The organism is uncultured Methylobacterium sp., assembly GCF_964251405.1.
Classification (GTDB): Bacteria; Pseudomonadota; Alphaproteobacteria; order Rhizobiales; family Beijerinckiaceae; genus Methylobacterium.
On sequence record NZ_CAXUJR010000043.1, the window covers coordinates 1 to 15789 of the forward strand.

General features: G+C 69.6%; 15 protein-coding genes and 1 pseudogene. 8 read left to right on the plus strand and 8 right to left on the minus strand.

Annotated elements, in window-relative coordinates; translation table 11 throughout:
• Nucleotides 1-172: 172 nt before the first annotated feature.
• The 3 genes and pseudogenes from ACFE7U_RS09845 to ACFE7U_RS09855 form a co-directional block, all read right to left on the minus strand.
• Nucleotides 173-1526: pseudogene (locus ACFE7U_RS09845) on the minus strand (transposase).
• 119 nt (nt 1527-1645) lie between these two features.
• Complete coding sequence (locus ACFE7U_RS09850; protein ID WP_375409541.1) at nt 1646-2872, minus strand: acyl-CoA dehydrogenase family protein; 1227 nt, start codon at nt 2870-2872, stop codon at nt 1646-1648.
• A 156-nt stretch (nt 2873-3028) separates the two neighbouring features.
• Nucleotides 3029-4423 (minus strand): PLP-dependent aminotransferase family protein, encoded by a 1395-nt coding sequence (locus ACFE7U_RS09855; RefSeq protein ID WP_375409542.1) that lies wholly within the window; start codon nt 4421-4423, stop codon nt 3029-3031.
• 130 nt (nt 4424-4553) lie between these two features.
• On the opposite strand from ACFE7U_RS09855, the gene ACFE7U_RS09860 reads away from it, so the two are divergent.
• From ACFE7U_RS09860 to ACFE7U_RS09875, 4 genes are all read left to right on the plus strand, one after another.
• Nucleotides 4554-4862, plus strand: coding sequence for a DUF1127 domain-containing protein (locus ACFE7U_RS09860; RefSeq protein WP_375409543.1), 309 nt, complete (start codon nt 4554-4556; stop codon nt 4860-4862).
• A gap of 132 nt (nt 4863-4994) precedes the next feature.
• The gene (locus tag ACFE7U_RS09865; RefSeq protein WP_375409544.1) at nt 4995-6899 is read left to right on the plus strand and encodes a monovalent cation:proton antiporter-2 (CPA2) family protein; all 1905 of its coding nucleotides are present in this window, start codon (nt 4995-4997) and stop codon (nt 6897-6899) included.
• The gene (locus ACFE7U_RS09870) at nt 6892-8325 is read left to right on the plus strand and encodes an MATE family efflux transporter (protein WP_375409545.1); all 1434 of its coding nucleotides are present in this window, start codon (nt 6892-6894) and stop codon (nt 8323-8325) included. Before ACFE7U_RS09865 ends, ACFE7U_RS09870 begins: the two co-directional genes overlap by 8 nt.
• Before the next feature lie 175 nt (nt 8326-8500).
• Nucleotides 8501-9223: a DUF937 domain-containing protein gene (locus ACFE7U_RS09875; protein ID WP_375409546.1), complete on the plus strand. Its 723-nt coding sequence runs from the start codon at nt 8501-8503 to the stop codon at nt 9221-9223.
• A gap of 138 nt (nt 9224-9361) precedes the next feature.
• On the opposite strand, the gene ACFE7U_RS09880 is transcribed toward ACFE7U_RS09875, so the two are convergent.
• From ACFE7U_RS09880 to ACFE7U_RS09890, 3 genes are all read right to left on the minus strand, one after another.
• Complete coding sequence (locus ACFE7U_RS09880) at nt 9362-9613, minus strand: Flp family type IVb pilin (RefSeq protein WP_375409547.1); 252 nt, start codon at nt 9611-9613, stop codon at nt 9362-9364.
• Nucleotides 9614-9716: 103 nt separating this feature from the next.
• On the minus strand, nt 9717-9989 hold the full coding sequence (locus ACFE7U_RS09885) for a DUF3072 domain-containing protein (RefSeq protein ID WP_375409548.1): 273 nt from the start codon (nt 9987-9989) through the stop codon (nt 9717-9719).
• Between the two features lie 102 nt (nt 9990-10091).
• Nucleotides 10092-10979, minus strand: a complete 888-nt coding sequence (locus tag ACFE7U_RS09890; RefSeq protein ID WP_375409549.1) for a branched-chain amino acid aminotransferase — start codon at nt 10977-10979, stop codon at nt 10092-10094.
• Nucleotides 10980-11266: 287 nt separating this feature from the next.
• Here ACFE7U_RS09890 and ACFE7U_RS09895 point away from each other — a divergent pair, with 287 nt between their 5' ends.
• The 4 genes from ACFE7U_RS09895 (at nt 11267) to ACFE7U_RS09910 (ending at nt 14276) form a co-directional block, all read left to right on the plus strand.
• A complete protein-coding gene (locus ACFE7U_RS09895) occupies nt 11267-11827 on the plus strand; it encodes a MarR family winged helix-turn-helix transcriptional regulator (protein WP_375409550.1) in 561 nt (186 codons plus the stop codon).
• Nucleotides 11827-12549 (plus strand): response regulator, encoded by a 723-nt coding sequence (locus ACFE7U_RS09900; protein WP_375409551.1) that lies wholly within the window; start codon nt 11827-11829, stop codon nt 12547-12549. The genes ACFE7U_RS09895 and ACFE7U_RS09900 overlap by 1 nt, the downstream gene beginning before the upstream one ends.
• A 98-nt stretch (nt 12550-12647) precedes the next feature.
• Nucleotides 12648-13949 carry an ATP-binding protein gene (locus tag ACFE7U_RS09905; RefSeq protein ID WP_375409565.1) on the plus strand — a complete coding sequence of 434 codons (1302 nt, stop codon included), beginning with the start codon at nt 12648-12650 and terminating at the stop codon, nt 13947-13949.
• Between the two features lie 135 nt (nt 13950-14084).
• Nucleotides 14085-14276: a hypothetical protein gene (locus ACFE7U_RS09910; protein ID WP_375409552.1), complete on the plus strand. Its 192-nt coding sequence runs from the start codon at nt 14085-14087 to the stop codon at nt 14274-14276.
• 40 nt (nt 14277-14316) lie between these two features.
• Here the strand turns inward: ACFE7U_RS09910 and ACFE7U_RS09915 are convergent, their stop codons facing one another.
• Both ACFE7U_RS09915 and ACFE7U_RS09920 read right to left on the minus strand, forming a co-directional pair.
• Nucleotides 14317-15480: a YncE family protein gene (locus tag ACFE7U_RS09915; RefSeq protein WP_375409553.1), complete on the minus strand. Its 1164-nt coding sequence runs from the start codon at nt 15478-15480 to the stop codon at nt 14317-14319.
• Between the two features lie 109 nt (nt 15481-15589).
• Nucleotides 15590-15789: Na+/H+ antiporter NhaA (locus ACFE7U_RS09920; RefSeq protein WP_375409554.1), on the minus strand; the 200-nt coding region annotated here is incomplete at its 5' end.

Consider the following 15789-nt stretch of genomic DNA (forward strand, 5'->3'; position numbering starts at 1 on the left):
GCACCCGACCGAAACGCCAATCCATCACAGATCCCCTTGCAACGCGGGAGCCATCTACACAAGACGTTTTCCAGTTCCGCAAAGGGTCGATTTCGTTGAAAAACGCGCTGTCGGCTGCGATCAGCGACAAGTTTGAGGGGCGATCATTGTGAAGCGGGGGTGTCCCGGCCGATCAAGCAGGGCTCGGCTGCGGGACCTGGATGAGCTTGGCGAGCTTCCTGAGGTTCTGGGCGGCGGCTGCGAGGTGGAACTCGTCGCGGGCTCCGTTCGGTCCCCGCAATCGAAGCCGATCCAGCTTCATGATGCGCTTGAGGTGGGCAAACAGCATCTCGACCTTCTTGCGCTCGCGCCGTGAGGTCTTGCCGTCCTCGGATCGGGCGATGTCGCGGGCCACGTCCCGCACACCTTCGTAGATCGAGCGTGGGATCTTGCGCACTGGCTCGTTTGGGCAGCACCGCGCCTTCAGCGGACACGGCGCGCAGTCGAACTTGCTGGCGCGATACATCAGCGTCACCCCGTCGTTGACCAGGGTGCCCGTCGTGGTCAGCACCTTGGCCGCCGGACAGCAATAAACGTCGCCGGGCTGGTCGTAGGTGAAGTCAGAGCGTGAGTAGGTCCCATCGGTACGCGCCGATTTGTTGAACACGCTGATATGCGGCTCGATGCCCTGCTCGTAGACGAGCCAGCCCAGCATCTCGGCCGAGCCATAACCGCTGTCGCCGGCGAGCTTGGCCAGATACAGACCGAAGCGCTCGCGCGAACGCTCGATCATGCGCTTGGCGGCCGTGACCTCGGCCTGCCGGATGGCGGTGGTTGCCTCGACATCGACGATGATCGCGTGGTCGATGTCGATCAGATAATTGACCGTGTAGGCGAAGAAGGCCTGCCCGCCGTGAGCACCAGTCCAGCGAGCGGCTGGATCGGCGGGCGAGATGAACCTGGGCGGCACCGATTGTGGCGGCTCCGAAGGCGGCCTCGTCGAGCACCGCCAGATACTCCTGGGCAGCCCGGCTCACGGCTTCGGGTGGGAGACCGGCAGATCCCTCGACACCCTTCTGCCGGTTGGCATCGGCCTTGATCAGGCTGCCGTCGACGGCAAAGCCTTCGCCGCCGACGAGCCCTTCAGCGATGCAGCGGGCGAGCACACGCTCGAACAGGCGGCGCAGCAGGTCGCTGTCGCGAAAGCGGCCGTGGCGGTTCTTGGAGAAGGTGAAATGATCCGGCACCTGGCCGTCCAAGCCGAGCCGGCAGAACCAGCGATAAGCGAGATTAAGGTGGACCTCGTCGCAGAGACGGCGCTCGGAGCGGATACCGAGGCAGTAGCCGACGATCAGCATCCGGATCATCAACTCGGGGTCGACCGAGGGCCGGCTGGTGGAGGCGTAGAAGGGTGCAAGCTCCTGGCGCAGACCGGTCAGGTCGACGAAGCGGTCGATGGAACGCAGAAGATGGTCGGCAGGAACGTGGGTCTCGAGCGAGAACTCATAGAACAAGGCGCCTTGCTCGACTTGCCGAGGTCCCATCATCTGCTTCAACTCCCGCCTATCGACAGAAGTGAATCACCCCAAACCTGCCTGCGCAACAGCCGAGTTTTTCAACAAAATCGGTCAAAATCGGTCGTTGCAAGTTTCCTCAGGGCCAATACTCACCTTCGCCCCAACAACCGATCACTCACAATCCGCCGCTGAATCTCACTCGTCCCCTCAAAGATCGTCGTCAGCCGGGCATCGCGCCAATACCGCTCCACCCGCCGCTCGGTGGTGTAGCCGTTGCCGCCGTGGAGCTGCATCGCCTGGTTGGTGACGCGCACGGCCATCTCGGTGGCGAGCAGCTTGACCTGGGCCGATTCGCTCTCGGCCGCCTCGCCCGCGTCGAGGAGGTGGGCGACCTGTTGCCAGTAGGCGCGGGCTTGCGAGACCTCGGCGGCCATGTCGGCGAGCGCGAAGCGCAGGGCCTGGAAGTCGCCGATCGGGTGGCCGAACTGCTCGCGCTCCTGCAGGTAGGCCTGGGTGTCCTCCAGGGCCGCCCGGGCAACGCCGACGGCGCGGGCCGCGGTGTGGACGCGGGCGATGTTGAGGCCGCGCTGGACCGAGGCGAAGCCGCCGGAATCCGCGTCCGCCCCGCCGTCGCCGTAGAGGCCGGTGAGGCGGTCGCCCTCGGGCACGCGCACGCCGTCGAGCTCGAGCTGCCAGGTGAGGAAGCCGTGATAGCCGATCTTGTCGATGACGTGGCCGGTCATGCCCTCGGGGAAGGTGCCGGGCGACTTGACGACGAGGAACGGTTCGAGGCCCGCCGAGCGCGGCTCGCCTGGCCCAGGGTCGCGGGTGCGGGCCAGGACCTCGATGAAGTCGGCTGCCAGCGCGAAGCCGGCCCAGCGCTTGGTGCCGGTGAGCACCCACGCGTCGCCCTCGCGCACCGCGCGGGTCTGGACGCCGGCGAGATCCGAGCCGGCGGTGGGCTCGGAGAGCGCGATGGCGCCGATCCACTCACCCTTGGCGGATTTGCGCAGGAGGTCGAGGCGGCGGTCGTCGTCGAGGGTCTGGGTGCCGAGCCCCTGGCCGCGGGCCAGGATGCTGCCGACCGAGAGCCAGGCGCGGGCGAGCTCCTCCGAGACGAGGCAGTACTCGAACACGCCGAGCCCCATGCCGCCCTGCTCGGCCGGGATCGTGATGCCGAACCAGCCCTTTTGCGCCATCGCGTCGATGAGGGAGCGCGGCATCTCGGCCTTCTGCGGGTCGAGCGCGTCGGCGATCGGCATCACCACGTCGCGGGCGAAGGCGCGGGCCTCCGCCTGCAGCGCGACACGGGCCTCGCTGCGCCAGGGCGAGAGCAGGTCCGGCGGGCGTGGCTCCCGGCGCTCGGGCTTCGACATGGGGTCTCCGGTTCTGGTGTCGCGTGCCGGGCTCAAGCCGTGTGGTCGGCTGGGGGTTCCCGCTGTGCTTGTTTCGGTGGCGATACACACACCCTTCGTCATTCCGGGGCTGTGAAGCAGAGTCCGGAACGACTGAGGCGGGGTGGACCGGACCCCTCACCCCGCCATCGCCTCCTTCAGCACCGTGAAGATCCGCGGGTCGGCGCAGTGCGAGACGTTGAAGCGCAGGAAACGCGACCCGGCCGGCGACAGGCTGAAGGCGGCGCCCGGCGCCAGCACGACGCCGCGGGCGAGCGCCCGGCGGGCGATGTCCCCGGAATCGAGCCCGTCGGGCAGGCGCGTCCACAGGAAGAGGCCGCCGCGGGGCTCCGTCCACAGGCTCAGGCCGCAGGCCTCCAGGCGGCGGGCGGTGCGGCCCCTGTCGCGGGCGAGCTTGTCCCGGACCTCGGCGACGTGGTGGCGATAAGTTCCGTCGGTAATGAGGCGGTGCATCAGCGTGGCCGAGAGATGGCCGTTGCCGAGACTCATCGCGAGCTTGAGGTCGATCAGCGGCTCGATCCAGTCCGGCCGCAGGGCGATGTAGCCGCAGCGGATCGCGGCCGACAGGGTCTTGGAGAAGCTCCCGACCTGGATCACTCGGTCGAGCCCGTCGAAGCCGGCGAGACGCGGGGAGGGCTCCGTCTCGAGGTCGCCGAAGATGTCGTCCTCGATGATGAGGGTGTCGTGGGCTTCCGCCAGCCGCAGGACGCGGTGCGCCACGACCGGGCTCAGGGTCGCCCCGGTGGGGTTCTGGAGGGCGGAGTTGGTGAGGTAGAAGCGCGGGCGGTGCGCGACGAAGAGCCGTTCGAGCTCCGCCACGTCCGGCCCCGCCGGGGTGACGGGCACGCCCACCACCGTGACCCGGTGCGCGCGCAGGAGCGCGTGGAAGTTGAAGTAGCAGGGGTCGTCCACCACCACGGTGTCGCCGGGCTCGATCAGGAACCGGCAGAGCAGGTCCACGGCCTGCGTCGAGGACTCGACGAGCAGGATCTGATCGGCCTCCGCCTCGACCCCGCGCTCGGCCAGGCGCCGGGCGATCTGCGCCCGAAGGGCGGGCAACCCCAGCGGCTGGTCGTAGCAGACGAGGGTGCGGTCGGGCTCGCGGGCAAGGCCGCGCAGGCCCCGGCGGATCGCGTCCACGGGCATCCAGGACGAGGGCAGCCAGCCCGAGCCGGGCTTGAGGAGGTCCGGTCCCGTCTGCATCGATTGCCGGGTGATCCAGAGGGGGTCGACCTCGCGGTCGAGCTGCGGTCCCACCGTCTTGAGGCAGAGCGGCCGGGTCTTGCCCGCGACGTAGAAGCCGGAGCCTCGGCGGGCCACGATCACGCCCTCGGCGCCGAGCCGGTCATAGGCCTCCACCACGGTCGACTTCGACACGCCCATCGTCTCGGCGAAGGCCCGCACCGACGGCAGCCGGGTCCCCGGCGCGAGGTGGCGGCCGGCGATCCGTTCGGTGATCGCGGTGGTGACGAGCCCGACGCGGCTCGGCTCGGCTCGGGCGGTCGCTTTCATCTGTACTGCCGTTTCGTCCGGACAATTCGTCTCGACCGTACTGAACTGTGTCTGTCGCCGCCAGCCCCAGACGCGCATCCCCGTGGTCGATCGGACGGCAGTTGCGTCCGATCGACCACAGGTTCGTCCGATGAACGACGAGACGGAGACCGCCATGCCCACGACGACGCTTCACACCCGGGAACGCAGGCCCTTCCTCCAGGTCGTGGCGCATCTCGCCTCGGGCATCCTGGCGAGGATCGCGGCCGGCCTCTCGCGCCAGGCGATCAACCGGCGCGTCCTGCGCCAGCTCTCCGCGATGTCCGAGCGCGAGCTGAAGGATATTGGCCTCGTCCGGCAGGACGTCGCCGACGCCTTCGTCCTGTCCGGGACCGGCGACGCCTCGCTGTTCCTCGTCGCCCGCCGCGACGAGCGTCGCGCCGGGCGACGTGCGCGGTGACACGCGAGGGTCGTCGCCGGGGCGGATCGTGAGGCGGGCGGGCGTGGCGGGCCAAGCGAGGCTGAGTTAAGAGGGGTCGCGCCGGCCCAGGATCCGCCCTGCGGCCAGCCCCTCCTCCAATCCGGACACCCGATGGCGAGTGCCGCCGACCATGCGAGCTTCCTGCCGCCGGTCCTGACCTTCCTGTCGGCGGCGGTGATCGGAGTCCCGATCTTCCGGGCGCTGGGGCAGAGCGCGGTGCTCGGGTACCTCGTGGCCGGCGTCGTCATCGGCCCGGCCGGGCTCTCGCTCATCGCGGAGCCCGAGACGGCGGCCAGCGTCGCCGAGATCGGCGTCGTGCTGCTGCTCTTCATCGTCGGGCTCGAACTCGAGATCTCGCGACTCGTCTCGATGCGGCGCGACATCTTCGGCCTCGGCACCGCGCAGCTGCTGCTCTGCGCCGTCGTGCTCGGGCTCGTCGGCGCGGTGATGGGCCTGCCCGGCCCGGCCGCCCTGGTGGTCGGGGTCGCGCTCGCCCTGTCGGCGACGGCGGTCGCCCTGCAGCTCCTCGAGGAGCGCGGCGACCTCGGCACGCCCTATGGCGGGCGGGCCTTCGCGGTGCTGCTGTTCCAGGACATCTCCGTGGTGGCGATCCTCGCCCTGATGCCGCTCCTGGCCTCCACCGGCGGGGGCGCGGATCCGGGCCGGCTCGGCGAGGCGCTGGTCTCGACCGCCAAGGTCGGCGGGGCGATCGGCGCCGTGGTGCTGGTCGGGCGCTACGGCCTCAACCCGTTCTTCGGCCTGCTCGCGGCCAGCGGCGCCCGCGAGGTCATGACCGCCTCCGCCCTCCTCGTGGTGCTGGGGACCGCGCTCCTCATGGAGAAGGTCGGCCTGTCGATGGCCATGGGGGCGTTCCTCGCCGGCGTGCTGCTCGCCGAATCGAACTTCCGCCACCAGCTGGAAGCCGATATCGAGCCGTTCCGCGGCATGCTGCTCGGCCTGTTCTTCATGAGCGTCGGCATGTCGATCGACGGCGGTCTCCTCAAGACCGCCTGGCCGGCCCTGCTCGGTGCCACAATCCTTGCCATCCTCGTCAAGATCGCCTTCGTGGCAGGGCTGTTCCGGCTGTTCGGCTCGCCTTGGCTCGATGCCGTGCGCGGGGCCGCGATCCTGGCCCCGGCCGGCGAGTTCGCCTTCGTGATCCTGCCGATGGGCGGGAGCCTCGGCCTCATCGACGGGGCCGGCACGCGCTTTGCCGTGGCGCTGGCGGCGCTGACCATGCTGGTGGGTCCCATCGCGGCCAAAGGACTCGACAGCCTGCTCGCGCGGCGCCCCAGCGAGCCGGAACCGGCGGCCGACGCGGTGGAATCCGCCGAGGCGCGAGTCCTCGTCATCGGATTCGGCCGTTTTGGGCAGATCCTGACCCAGGTGCTGCTTGCCGAGGGCATCAGCGTCACCGTCATCGACAAGGACGTCGACCAGATCCGCAGCGCCTCCCGCTTCGGCTTCCGGATCTATTACGGCGACGGCACCCGCCTCGACGTGCTGCGCGCGGCCGGCATCGGCAAGGCCGAGCTCCTGTGCATCTGCGTCGACGATCCGGAGGCGACCCTGAAGATCATCGACATCGTGCATGAGGAATTCGCATCGGTGCGGACCTATGTGAGGGCCTATGACCGAACCCAATCGATCGAGCTCATGAACCGGGACGTGGACTTCCACATCCGCGAGACGGTGGAATCCGCCCTCGCGTTCGGCCGCGCCACCCTGGAAGGGCTCGGGCTCTCGGCCGAGGCCGCGGCGGCGGTCGCCACCGACGTGCGGAAGCGGGACATCGCACGGCTGGTGCTGCAGCAGGCCGGCGCCCTGCCGGACGGGACCTGGATGCGCGGCATCAGCGAGGTCAAGCCCGAGCCGCTGACCGCGCCGCAGCGGCCCTCCCGCGCCCTCAACGCCGAGACCCGCGGCATCATCGCCTCCGAGCGCCGCGAGGCGGCCTCGCTCACCCTCGACCAGGTTGCCCCGTCGCGCGCCGCCTCCGGCGAGCCGGATGCCTGAGCCCGCCGCGATTCCTCCCGTCGCAGCCCCCGACCGGGGACGGTTCCTCACCGGCTCGATCCTCGGGCACGTCGTGGTGATGAGCGCCACCGGCTCGGTCGGCCTCATGGCGATCTTCTTCGTCGACCTGTTATCGCTGCTCTACGTCTCGAAGCTCGGCGACCCGACGCTCACCGCGGCGGTCGGCTTTGCCACGATCCTCCAGTTCTTCGGGATCGCCATCAATATCGGCCTGATGATCGCCGCCGGCGCCCTGGTCTCTCGGGCCATTGGCTCCGGGGATCGCCTGGGCGCGCGACGCCTCGCTTCCTCGGCCACGGTCCACGGCCTCGCCGCCGCGGCCGTCTTCGTCGTCGTGATGCTGCCGCTCATGCGGCCTGCCCTGATCTGGATCGGCGCCGACGCCCAGACCCTGCCCGTCGCCGAGCGCTTCCTCTGGATCGTCCTGCCCTCCACCCTCCTGATGGCGCCGGGCATGATGTTCTCAGGGCTGCTGCGCGCTGTGGGCGCCGCGCGCCAGGCCATGTACGTGACGCTGGGCGGCGCGATCGTCACCGCGGTCGTCGACCCGATCCTGATCTTCGGGCTCGGTCTCGGGGTCGACGGGGCGGCCATCGCGACCTGCGTCGCGCGAGCGACCTTCGCGCTGATCGGCTACTGGGGCGTGCGCCAGCACGACCTCGTCGGCCGCCCGCGCCTCGCCGACGTCGTGGCCGACGCGCCGGCGATGATCCGCATCGGCGTGCCGGCCGTGCTCACCAACCTCGCGCCCTCGGTGGCGAGCGCCTTCGTCGCCCATGCGGTGGCGCAGTTCGGCGCCGTGGCGGTGGCCGGCAACGTCGTCATCGACCGCCTGACACCCGTCGCCTTCGGCGGCCTTTTCGCGTTGTCGGGCTCGGTCGGCCCGATCCTCGGCCAGAACTGGGGTGCAGGCCGGTTCGACCGGATGCGCGAGGTGTTGCGCAGCGGCACCCTCGTCACCGCGATCTATGTCGGGATCGTCTGGCTGCTCCTTATCGTCTTCCGCGAGCCGCTGCGGGGCTTGTTCGGGCTCGAGGGCGTCGCCGCCGACCTGTTCGGATTCTTCTGCCTCGTGAGTGGGGCCGTGTGGTTCTTCGTCGGGCTGCTGTTCCTGTCGAACGCCGCCTTCAACAACCTCGGCTTCCCGTTCCTCTCCACCGCCCTGAACTGGGGCCGCTCGACGCTGGGTACGATGCCGCCGGCGCTAATCGGCGCCGCGTTCTACGGTCCCCGGGGCGTCATCGCCGGGATCGGGATCGGCTCGGTGGCGTTCGGGCTCGCCGGCATCGTGCTGGCCCTGCGCACGGTCACGACCCTCGAGCGCCGTGGCGGGACTGGCAGGACGCCTCCCGCCGCTCCGGCCGTCAGCGACACGCCGCGCCAGCGCTCCGACGCCCTGGTCTGAGCATTCGTCACGACCGATCGTTCACTTGCGGCGATCGCTCTCCGTCGATACGCCCGAACACTTCGGTCGATGGCTGGGTCGATGGCTGGTAAGTCCCGGCGCAATACGACAGACTTGCCCCAGCGCGTCAGGAGCCAGCCCCGTCCGTCGCCGAGTGAGCGCAAAGGCCGTCGCCATGTTCAACCTGTTCGATATCCTCCAGGCACAGGGCGGCGCCGGACTGCAGGGGGTCGGCCAGCAATACGGGTTGTCTCCCGAGCAGACCCGCAAGGCGATGGAAGCCCTGCTGCCGGCCTTCAGCCTCGGTCTCCAACGTAATGCCCTCGCCGATCCCACGGGGTTCGGCCAGCTCTTCGGCCTTGTCGGCACGAACGGGGCCGGCCGCCCGGCGCCGCCCTCTCAACCGGAGCTTCTCGTCCAGCAGATCTTCGGCTCGCCGCATCTCAGCCAGGCAGTGATCCAGCAAGCGTCCGCGGCCAGCGGCATCGCCACGCCCATCATGCGCCAGATGATGCCAATGGTCGCCGGCATGGTGGTGGCCGGCATCGTCCACCTGATGCTCAACCAGAACCAGGCTGCGCCCGCGCCCCCGCCGCAGGCTCCCGCCGCAGGCCCCTTCGGCTTCGCGCCCACCGCCGCCTATTGGGCGGACATGATGAAGAATTGGGCCGCAGCCAGCGTCCCAACCGCGCCGCCGGATCGTGCCGCACCGCGCCGCGCCGCGGCGTCCCTGGCGTCCCAGCCTTCGAAGGGACCCGGACCTGCGATGTCGGCGACCGCGCCCTACGAGATGGTCCAGCAGATGTTCCAGGCCGGCGTCGATGCGCAGCAGGAGAACGTCAAGGCGATGCAGACCTTGTTCGATGCGTTCTGGACCCGGCCGTCGTCCACATCCTGATCCGCCCCTGCCGTCAGGCTGTCCGGCGAGCCTGGGACGCATCCAAGCTCATTTGCACGCTCACTTGTGCGAGACAGTGTGGGCGATCGAGCAACCCGCAACGCCGAGATCGGATCGAAGCCACGCCGCACTCCGTCCCTATTTCGACGATGTGACCGCCGCTTCGATCACCGTATAGACGGCACGCATGTTCGTCGTATAGGACTGAACACCTAGAACCAGCGCGAGGAAGACGAGACCCGCGATCAATGCGTATTCGATTGCTGTCGCACCGCGCTCGTCGCGCCCGAAGCGGGTCGCTGCCCCGATCATGCCGGCAGCTTCCAGCTTCGAGATCCCTGGCTTGCCTGCCGATTTTTCCGACCGGGTCATCACGACAGGGGGCAGCATCTCATCCAAGTCCTGCGGCGGGCTCGCCTCGACGCGTTTCTAGCGTTTGAAGTCTTGCGCTTCACTTAAGCGAGCTGCGGAAAAACGCCCTCCTCATGCCATCTCAGCCGCGGCCGGCGTCCTTGCGCAAGGCGTCGATGCGCTTGGAGGCCTCGGCCTTGTCGAGATTGGGCTCGAACGCCTCGGGCTCATGCGTCTCCTCCGACAGGGTCTTGAGGTAGGAGGCCTGGGCGCCGGTCATCGGCTCGGACCCTGTGGTCCACTGGTCCGGATCCTTGATCCGGTTGGAGGCGTCGCCGCCATCCGTCTTCGGGTTCTCCACTGCGGGCGCCTTGCTGTCGGTCCGGGTCTTCGTCTGGGCGCTGGCCTTGGTCATCGTCGTCACCTTCGTTCATGAAATGTTCTGTTTAAACGCAAGGGCGTCGCGGTGGTTCCGGCAAACCCACCGACCGGATCCCGGATCCGGTCGGTGTCCGACTCAGGCGGCCTCGGCCTTGGGTTGAACCTCGGCGGTGTAGTCGTCCATGAGGGTCTTCGTCAGCGCGGCGGGGGTGAAGCGGTAGGGGCCGACCTCCGAGACCGGTGTCACCTCGGCGGCCGAGCCCGTGATGAAGCACTCGGAGAAATCGCTCATCTCGTCGGGTCGCATACGGCGCTCGATCACCTCGACCCCGCGCCGATGCGCCAGGTCGATCACGGTCTGGCGCGTGATCCCGTTGAGGAAGCGGTCGGCGAGGGGGGTATGGATCACGCCGTCGGCCACGAAGAACACGTTGGCGCCGGTGCATTCCGCGACGTTGTCCTCCCAGTCGAGCATCAGGGCGTCGGCATAGCCCTTGTTCTCGGCCCGGTGCTTGGAGATCGTGCAGATCATGTACAGACCCGCCGCCTTCGAGGCAGAGGGGGCGGTGCGCGGGTCGGGCCGGCGATAGTCGGCGATGTCGAGGCGGATGCCCTTCATCTTGGTCTCGGGATCGAAGTAGCTCGGCCAGTCCCAGGCGGCGATGGCGAGGTGGATGGTGTTGTTCTGGGCGGCCACGCCCATCATCTCCGAGCCGCGCCAGGCCACCGGCCGCAGGTAGGCGTCCTGGAGGCCGCTGGTCCTGAGCACCAGCTCCTTGGCGGCCTCGATCTCGGCCACGCTGTAGGGGATGGTGAAGTCGAGGAGCTCGGCCGAGCGGCGCAGGCGCTGCGCGTGCTCGGCGCTCTTGAAGATGCGCCCGCCATAGGCGCGCTCGCCCTCGAACACCGACGAGCCGTAATGGAGGCCGTGGCTGAGCACGTGGATCTTGGCGTCCCGCCACGGCACCATCACGCCGTCGAACCAGATGGTACCCTCGCGCTCGTCAAAGGGGATCATGGACATGGGGGCTTCCTCGGCACGGGCTCGGCGGAACGGCGGCGCTCGGCGGATGCCGGACCGTCCCGGAGATCGGCAATGGCGCTGGCCGCTGGAGCCGCCTTCGAAGCCGGCTGACCCCAGCGATGGATGAAGATCGGCTCGCCGGAACCGTCGCCGATCGGGGGCAGGCCTGCACCCGAAGCGAAAACGGCCCTGGGACCGGACGGCTTGACGGGTAGCAACGAGGCTGAGATATGTCAATAAGACTGACGTAACTGACCAGGCCGACCGAGATGGAGGGTGCCCCGATCGTGGAACGGCACGCGACGCGAGAGGCCGGCGAGGCGCTGGGAACGGACGCGGGAGAGCCCTCCGGTCCGCCGCGGCCGCAGGGTAGCGACGACCTCATCGAGCTGCTGTTCTTCGCCTACCGCGATTTCGTCGGTGACCCGGACCGCATCCTGGCCCAGTATGGCTTCGGCCGGGCGCATCACCGCGTCCTGCATTTCGTCGATCGCTATCCGGGCCTCACCATCGCCGAACTTCTCGATATCCTGCGCATCACCAAGCAGAGCCTCAACCGGGTGCTGAAGGATTTGATCGAGCAGGACTACATCGCCCAGAAGACGGGCGCCCACGACAGGCGTCAGCGGCTGCTGTACTGCACCCCCGCCGGGACGGCCCTGGCCGGCGACCTCACCCGCGTCCAGGCCCGGCGCCTCGCACGGGCGCTGGTGGACCCGGTCGCCGGTGAGGCGGAGCCGGGCGGGGCCTACCATGCCGCGGAAGGGTTTCTGCTCGCGATGATCGATCCCGACGAGCGCGCCGCGGTTCGCCGCCTCATGGCCCGACGGGTCGGGGCCTTCGCCTGATGGCCGCGCCAGGCCTCAAGATCCGGCCCGAGCTCGCCGACCATGCCGCGCACATCCTCGTGGTCGACGACGACCGCCGCGTGCGCGAGCTGCTGTCGCGTTTCCTGCTCGAGCAGGGGTTTCGCGTGACCTCCGCCGAGAACGTCGCGGACGCCCGCGCCAAGTCGCAGAGCCTCGTCTTCGATGCGCTGGTCCTCGACGTGATGATGCCCGGCGAGAACGGCTTCGACTATGCGCGGCAGGTGCGCGAGACCTCGCAGGTGCCGATCCTGATGCTCACCGCCCGCTCGAACCCTAACGACCGGGTGATGGGGCTCGAGATCGGCGCCGACGACTACCTGCCCAAGCCCTTCGAGCCGCGCGAGCTGATCCTGCGCCTCAACAACATCCTCCGGCGCGGGACCAAGGCGCCGCCGCTGCGGGAGGGAGCCGAATCCGTCACCTTCGGGCCGTTCTCCTACCGGATCGACCGGGGCGAGCTGCGCCGGGAGGAGGAGGCCGTGCGCATCACCGAGCGCGAGCGCGAGATCCTGACGATCCTGGCGCTCGCCGCCGGCGCCAACGTGGAGCGCGAGGCGCTGTGCGGCAGCGGCGGGTTCGCGGCCGAGCGCAGCATCGACGTCCAGATCAACCGCCTGCGCCGCAAGACCGAGGTCGACCCGGCCAATCCCCTCTTCCTGCAGACGGTGCGCGGCGTCGGCTACCGCCTCGCCGTGGATTAGCGATGGCGGGGAGCCTCGCGGACCTGCGACGGGGCGTCGGCCAGGCCTGGGCCGCCTTGCCCCGGCCGGGGCGGGTCTGGCGCCTGGTCTCGCGGGCCATGGGCGATGCCCTGCCCAAGGGTCTCTACGCGCGATCCCTCATCATCATCATCGCCCCCGTGGTCCTGCTGCAATCGGTGATCGCCTACACCTTCATGGAGCGGCACTGGCAGCTCGTGACCCGCCGCCTCTCGGCGGCGGTGACGGCGGACGTCGCGGCGCTGATCGACATCTACGAGAGCTATCCCCAGGACAAGGACGCCGAGACCCTCTCGCGCATCGCCGCGAGCCGCCTGACCCTCGACCTCGACATCCTGCAAGGGGCCAAGCTGCCCGCTCCCGGCCCGCGGCCGTTCTTCTCGATCCTCGACGAGGCCCTCTCGGAGGAGATCGCCCGCCAGATCCGGCGGCCGTTCTGGATCGACACGGTCGGCCGCTCCAGCCTTATCGAGATCCGGGTCGCCATCCCCGAGGGGGTGATGCGCGTCACGGCGCGGCGCAGCATGGCCTATGCGTCGAACTCGCACATCTTCCTGCTCTGGATGACCGGCTCGTCGATGGTGCTGCTCGGCGTCGCGATCCTGTTCCTGCGCAACCAGATCAAGCCGATCCTGCGGCTCGCCGCGGTGGCCGAGAGCTTCGGCAAGGGCCGCGAGATCGAGTTCCGGCCGCGCGGCGCCCGCGAGGTGCGCCAGGCCGGCCACGCCTTCATCGAGATGAAGCGGCGCATCGAGCGGGCCATGGACCAGCGCACGACGATGCTCAACGGCGTCAGCCACGACCTGCGCACCATCATCACCCGCTTCAAGCTCTCGCTGGCCCTCGTCGAGCAGAACGCCGACGTCGAGGACCTGCAGCGCGACGTCGACGAGATGAGCCGCATGCTCGAGGCCTACCTCGCCTTCGCCCGCGGCGATTCCGGCGAGACCGCCGTGCCCACCGACATGCGGATCCTGCTCGAGGATCTGCGCAGCGACATCGAGCGCCTCGGCGCCCATGTCGAGGCGGTGGACATCGACGGGCCGATGAGCGTGACCCTGCGGCCCGACGCGATCCGGCGCTGCCTGTTCAACCTCGCGGCCAACGCGGCGCGCTACGGCGACACCGTCGCCATCACGGCGCGGCGCGACCAGCGCAATATCCTGATCTCCATCGACGACGACGGCCCCGGCATCCCGCACGACCAGCGTGAGGAGGTGTTCAAGCCCTTCGTGCGCCTCGACGACGCCCGCCAGGATGCGGGCGGCTCCGGTCTCGGCCTGTCGATCGCCCGCGATATCGCCCGCGCGCATGGCGGCGACGTCGCCCTGCACGACGGCCCGCTCGGCGGCCTGCGCGCCACGGTCCGGCTGCCGGCCTGAGGATCGCGGATCGATCGCCGCAGCGTCGCAGAAAGTTGGCCCGGGGGTGTCCCCAGGCGGCGATGGCGATGCTATGAGCGGGCGTGAAAGGGTCCGCGCCGGTCTGCGGGTCCGTCAGACGCGAGTGCTCGAGACATGAACCCGCTGGTGCCCCTCTCCATCCTGATCTCGCTGCCGCTCGCCGCCATCGGCCTCATCCTCTACACCGATGCGGGCATCGAGCCGGCCCTGTTCTATGCCAGCGTGAAGACCTTCGTGATCCTCTTCGCCATCGGCGGCCTGCTCGCCTACGGAGCCAGCCGTCTCTCCCGCGGTTCCGAGGGCTGAAGGCCCCGTCGGCCTTCATCCGGCTCAGTCTCGCTCCGCCTCAACGGGCCGCGCGGCCCCGCAGGGAGGCCGGCTGCCCCGGCAGCGCGAGCTTGCTGGTCTCGACGATCGCATCGCCCTCCACGCGGTAGATCCCGAGCGTCCGGTCGACGTAGTTGCCGACATAGACGAACCGGCCCGACGGCGAGAACGCGATGCCTTGGGTGACGGCCCCGGCGGGAGCCTCCCCGGTACGCCGCACCGTGCCGTCCTGGCCGATGGTGAGCAGCGCCACGAGCCCGGTCGGGGTATAGGCCAGGCTCGCATGCGCCGCCGCCGCTCCGCGCACCACCGCCACGGCCGCGTGCTGCCCGTCAGGCGCGATCGCCAGCGCCTCCGGCGTGTCGCCGATGCCGATATGGTCGCTCACCACGGGCCGGCCTGAATTGGCCCGGATCACGCTCACCGTGTCGGCATGGCCGTCGCTCGGCGCGGGTCCGGTATTGCCGGTGAGCACCAGGGCGCCGTCGGGGGTGACGTCGAGCCCGTAGGTGCCGGGGCCGACCGGCATGTCGAGGGCCGGATCGTAGCTCACACGCCCGCGATCGATGGAGAGCACGCCGACCTTGGCGGCCTTGTTCTTGGCGACGTAGGCGCGCCTGCCGTCCGGCGCGATCGCCACCGCCGCCGCCTCGTCCCCGACATCCACGGTCGCGGCGACGCGCACCTCGGTGCCGCGGATCGCCAGCACCGTGACGCTGCGGCCCTCGCGGTTGGCGACGAGGGCGAGGGTGCCGGTGCGATCGATGGCCAGACCCGAGGGCTGGCGCCCCACCGTGACCGTCTCTACGAGGCGTGGCGGCGTGGCGAGGAGGTCGACCACGTGGACCCGGTCGTCGGCCTGGGCATACCAGGCCTCGCCCTCCTGGCTCATGAGGACGGAGCTCGCCACCAGGCCGAGGCGCCCGTCCGGCGTGATCTGCAGGTTGGTGGGCGGGCCGTAAGCCGAGTTGTCGAGGGGCAGCGTTTGGACGAGCCGTGGATGGGCCTCGTCCGAAACGTCGACGAGGGCGAGGGCATCCTGGCCGTTGGGGCCGTTGCGGCCGCCTTCCGGCGTGAAGAAGGTCTTTCCGTCGAGGCCGACGAGGAGGAGCTGCGGCGCCTCGGCGGCAGATGCGGGAGACAGCCACAGCCACCCGCAGACAAGGCATCCCAGCGCGCGCATCGTTATCCTTCGGGTTCGTGCCTCGGGCGCTTGCCTCGGGTTCGTACCTCGCGCTCTTGGCCGCCAGAGGGGCAGGTAGGCCGGCGGAGCCCGAGGACAATCGCGGTCCTCAACCGCCGGGCGCTGGGGTCCTGCGCCGCACCGTCGGGAACGCGGCCAAGATGGCGGCTCCGACGATGCCGGAGACGAGCGATCCGGCGAGTACGCCGAGCTTGGTCTCCGTCTCGTAGAGCGGAGCGGCGAAGGCAAGGCCACCGATGAACAGGCTCATGGTGAAGCCGATGCCGCAGAGCACGGCGACGCCGTAGA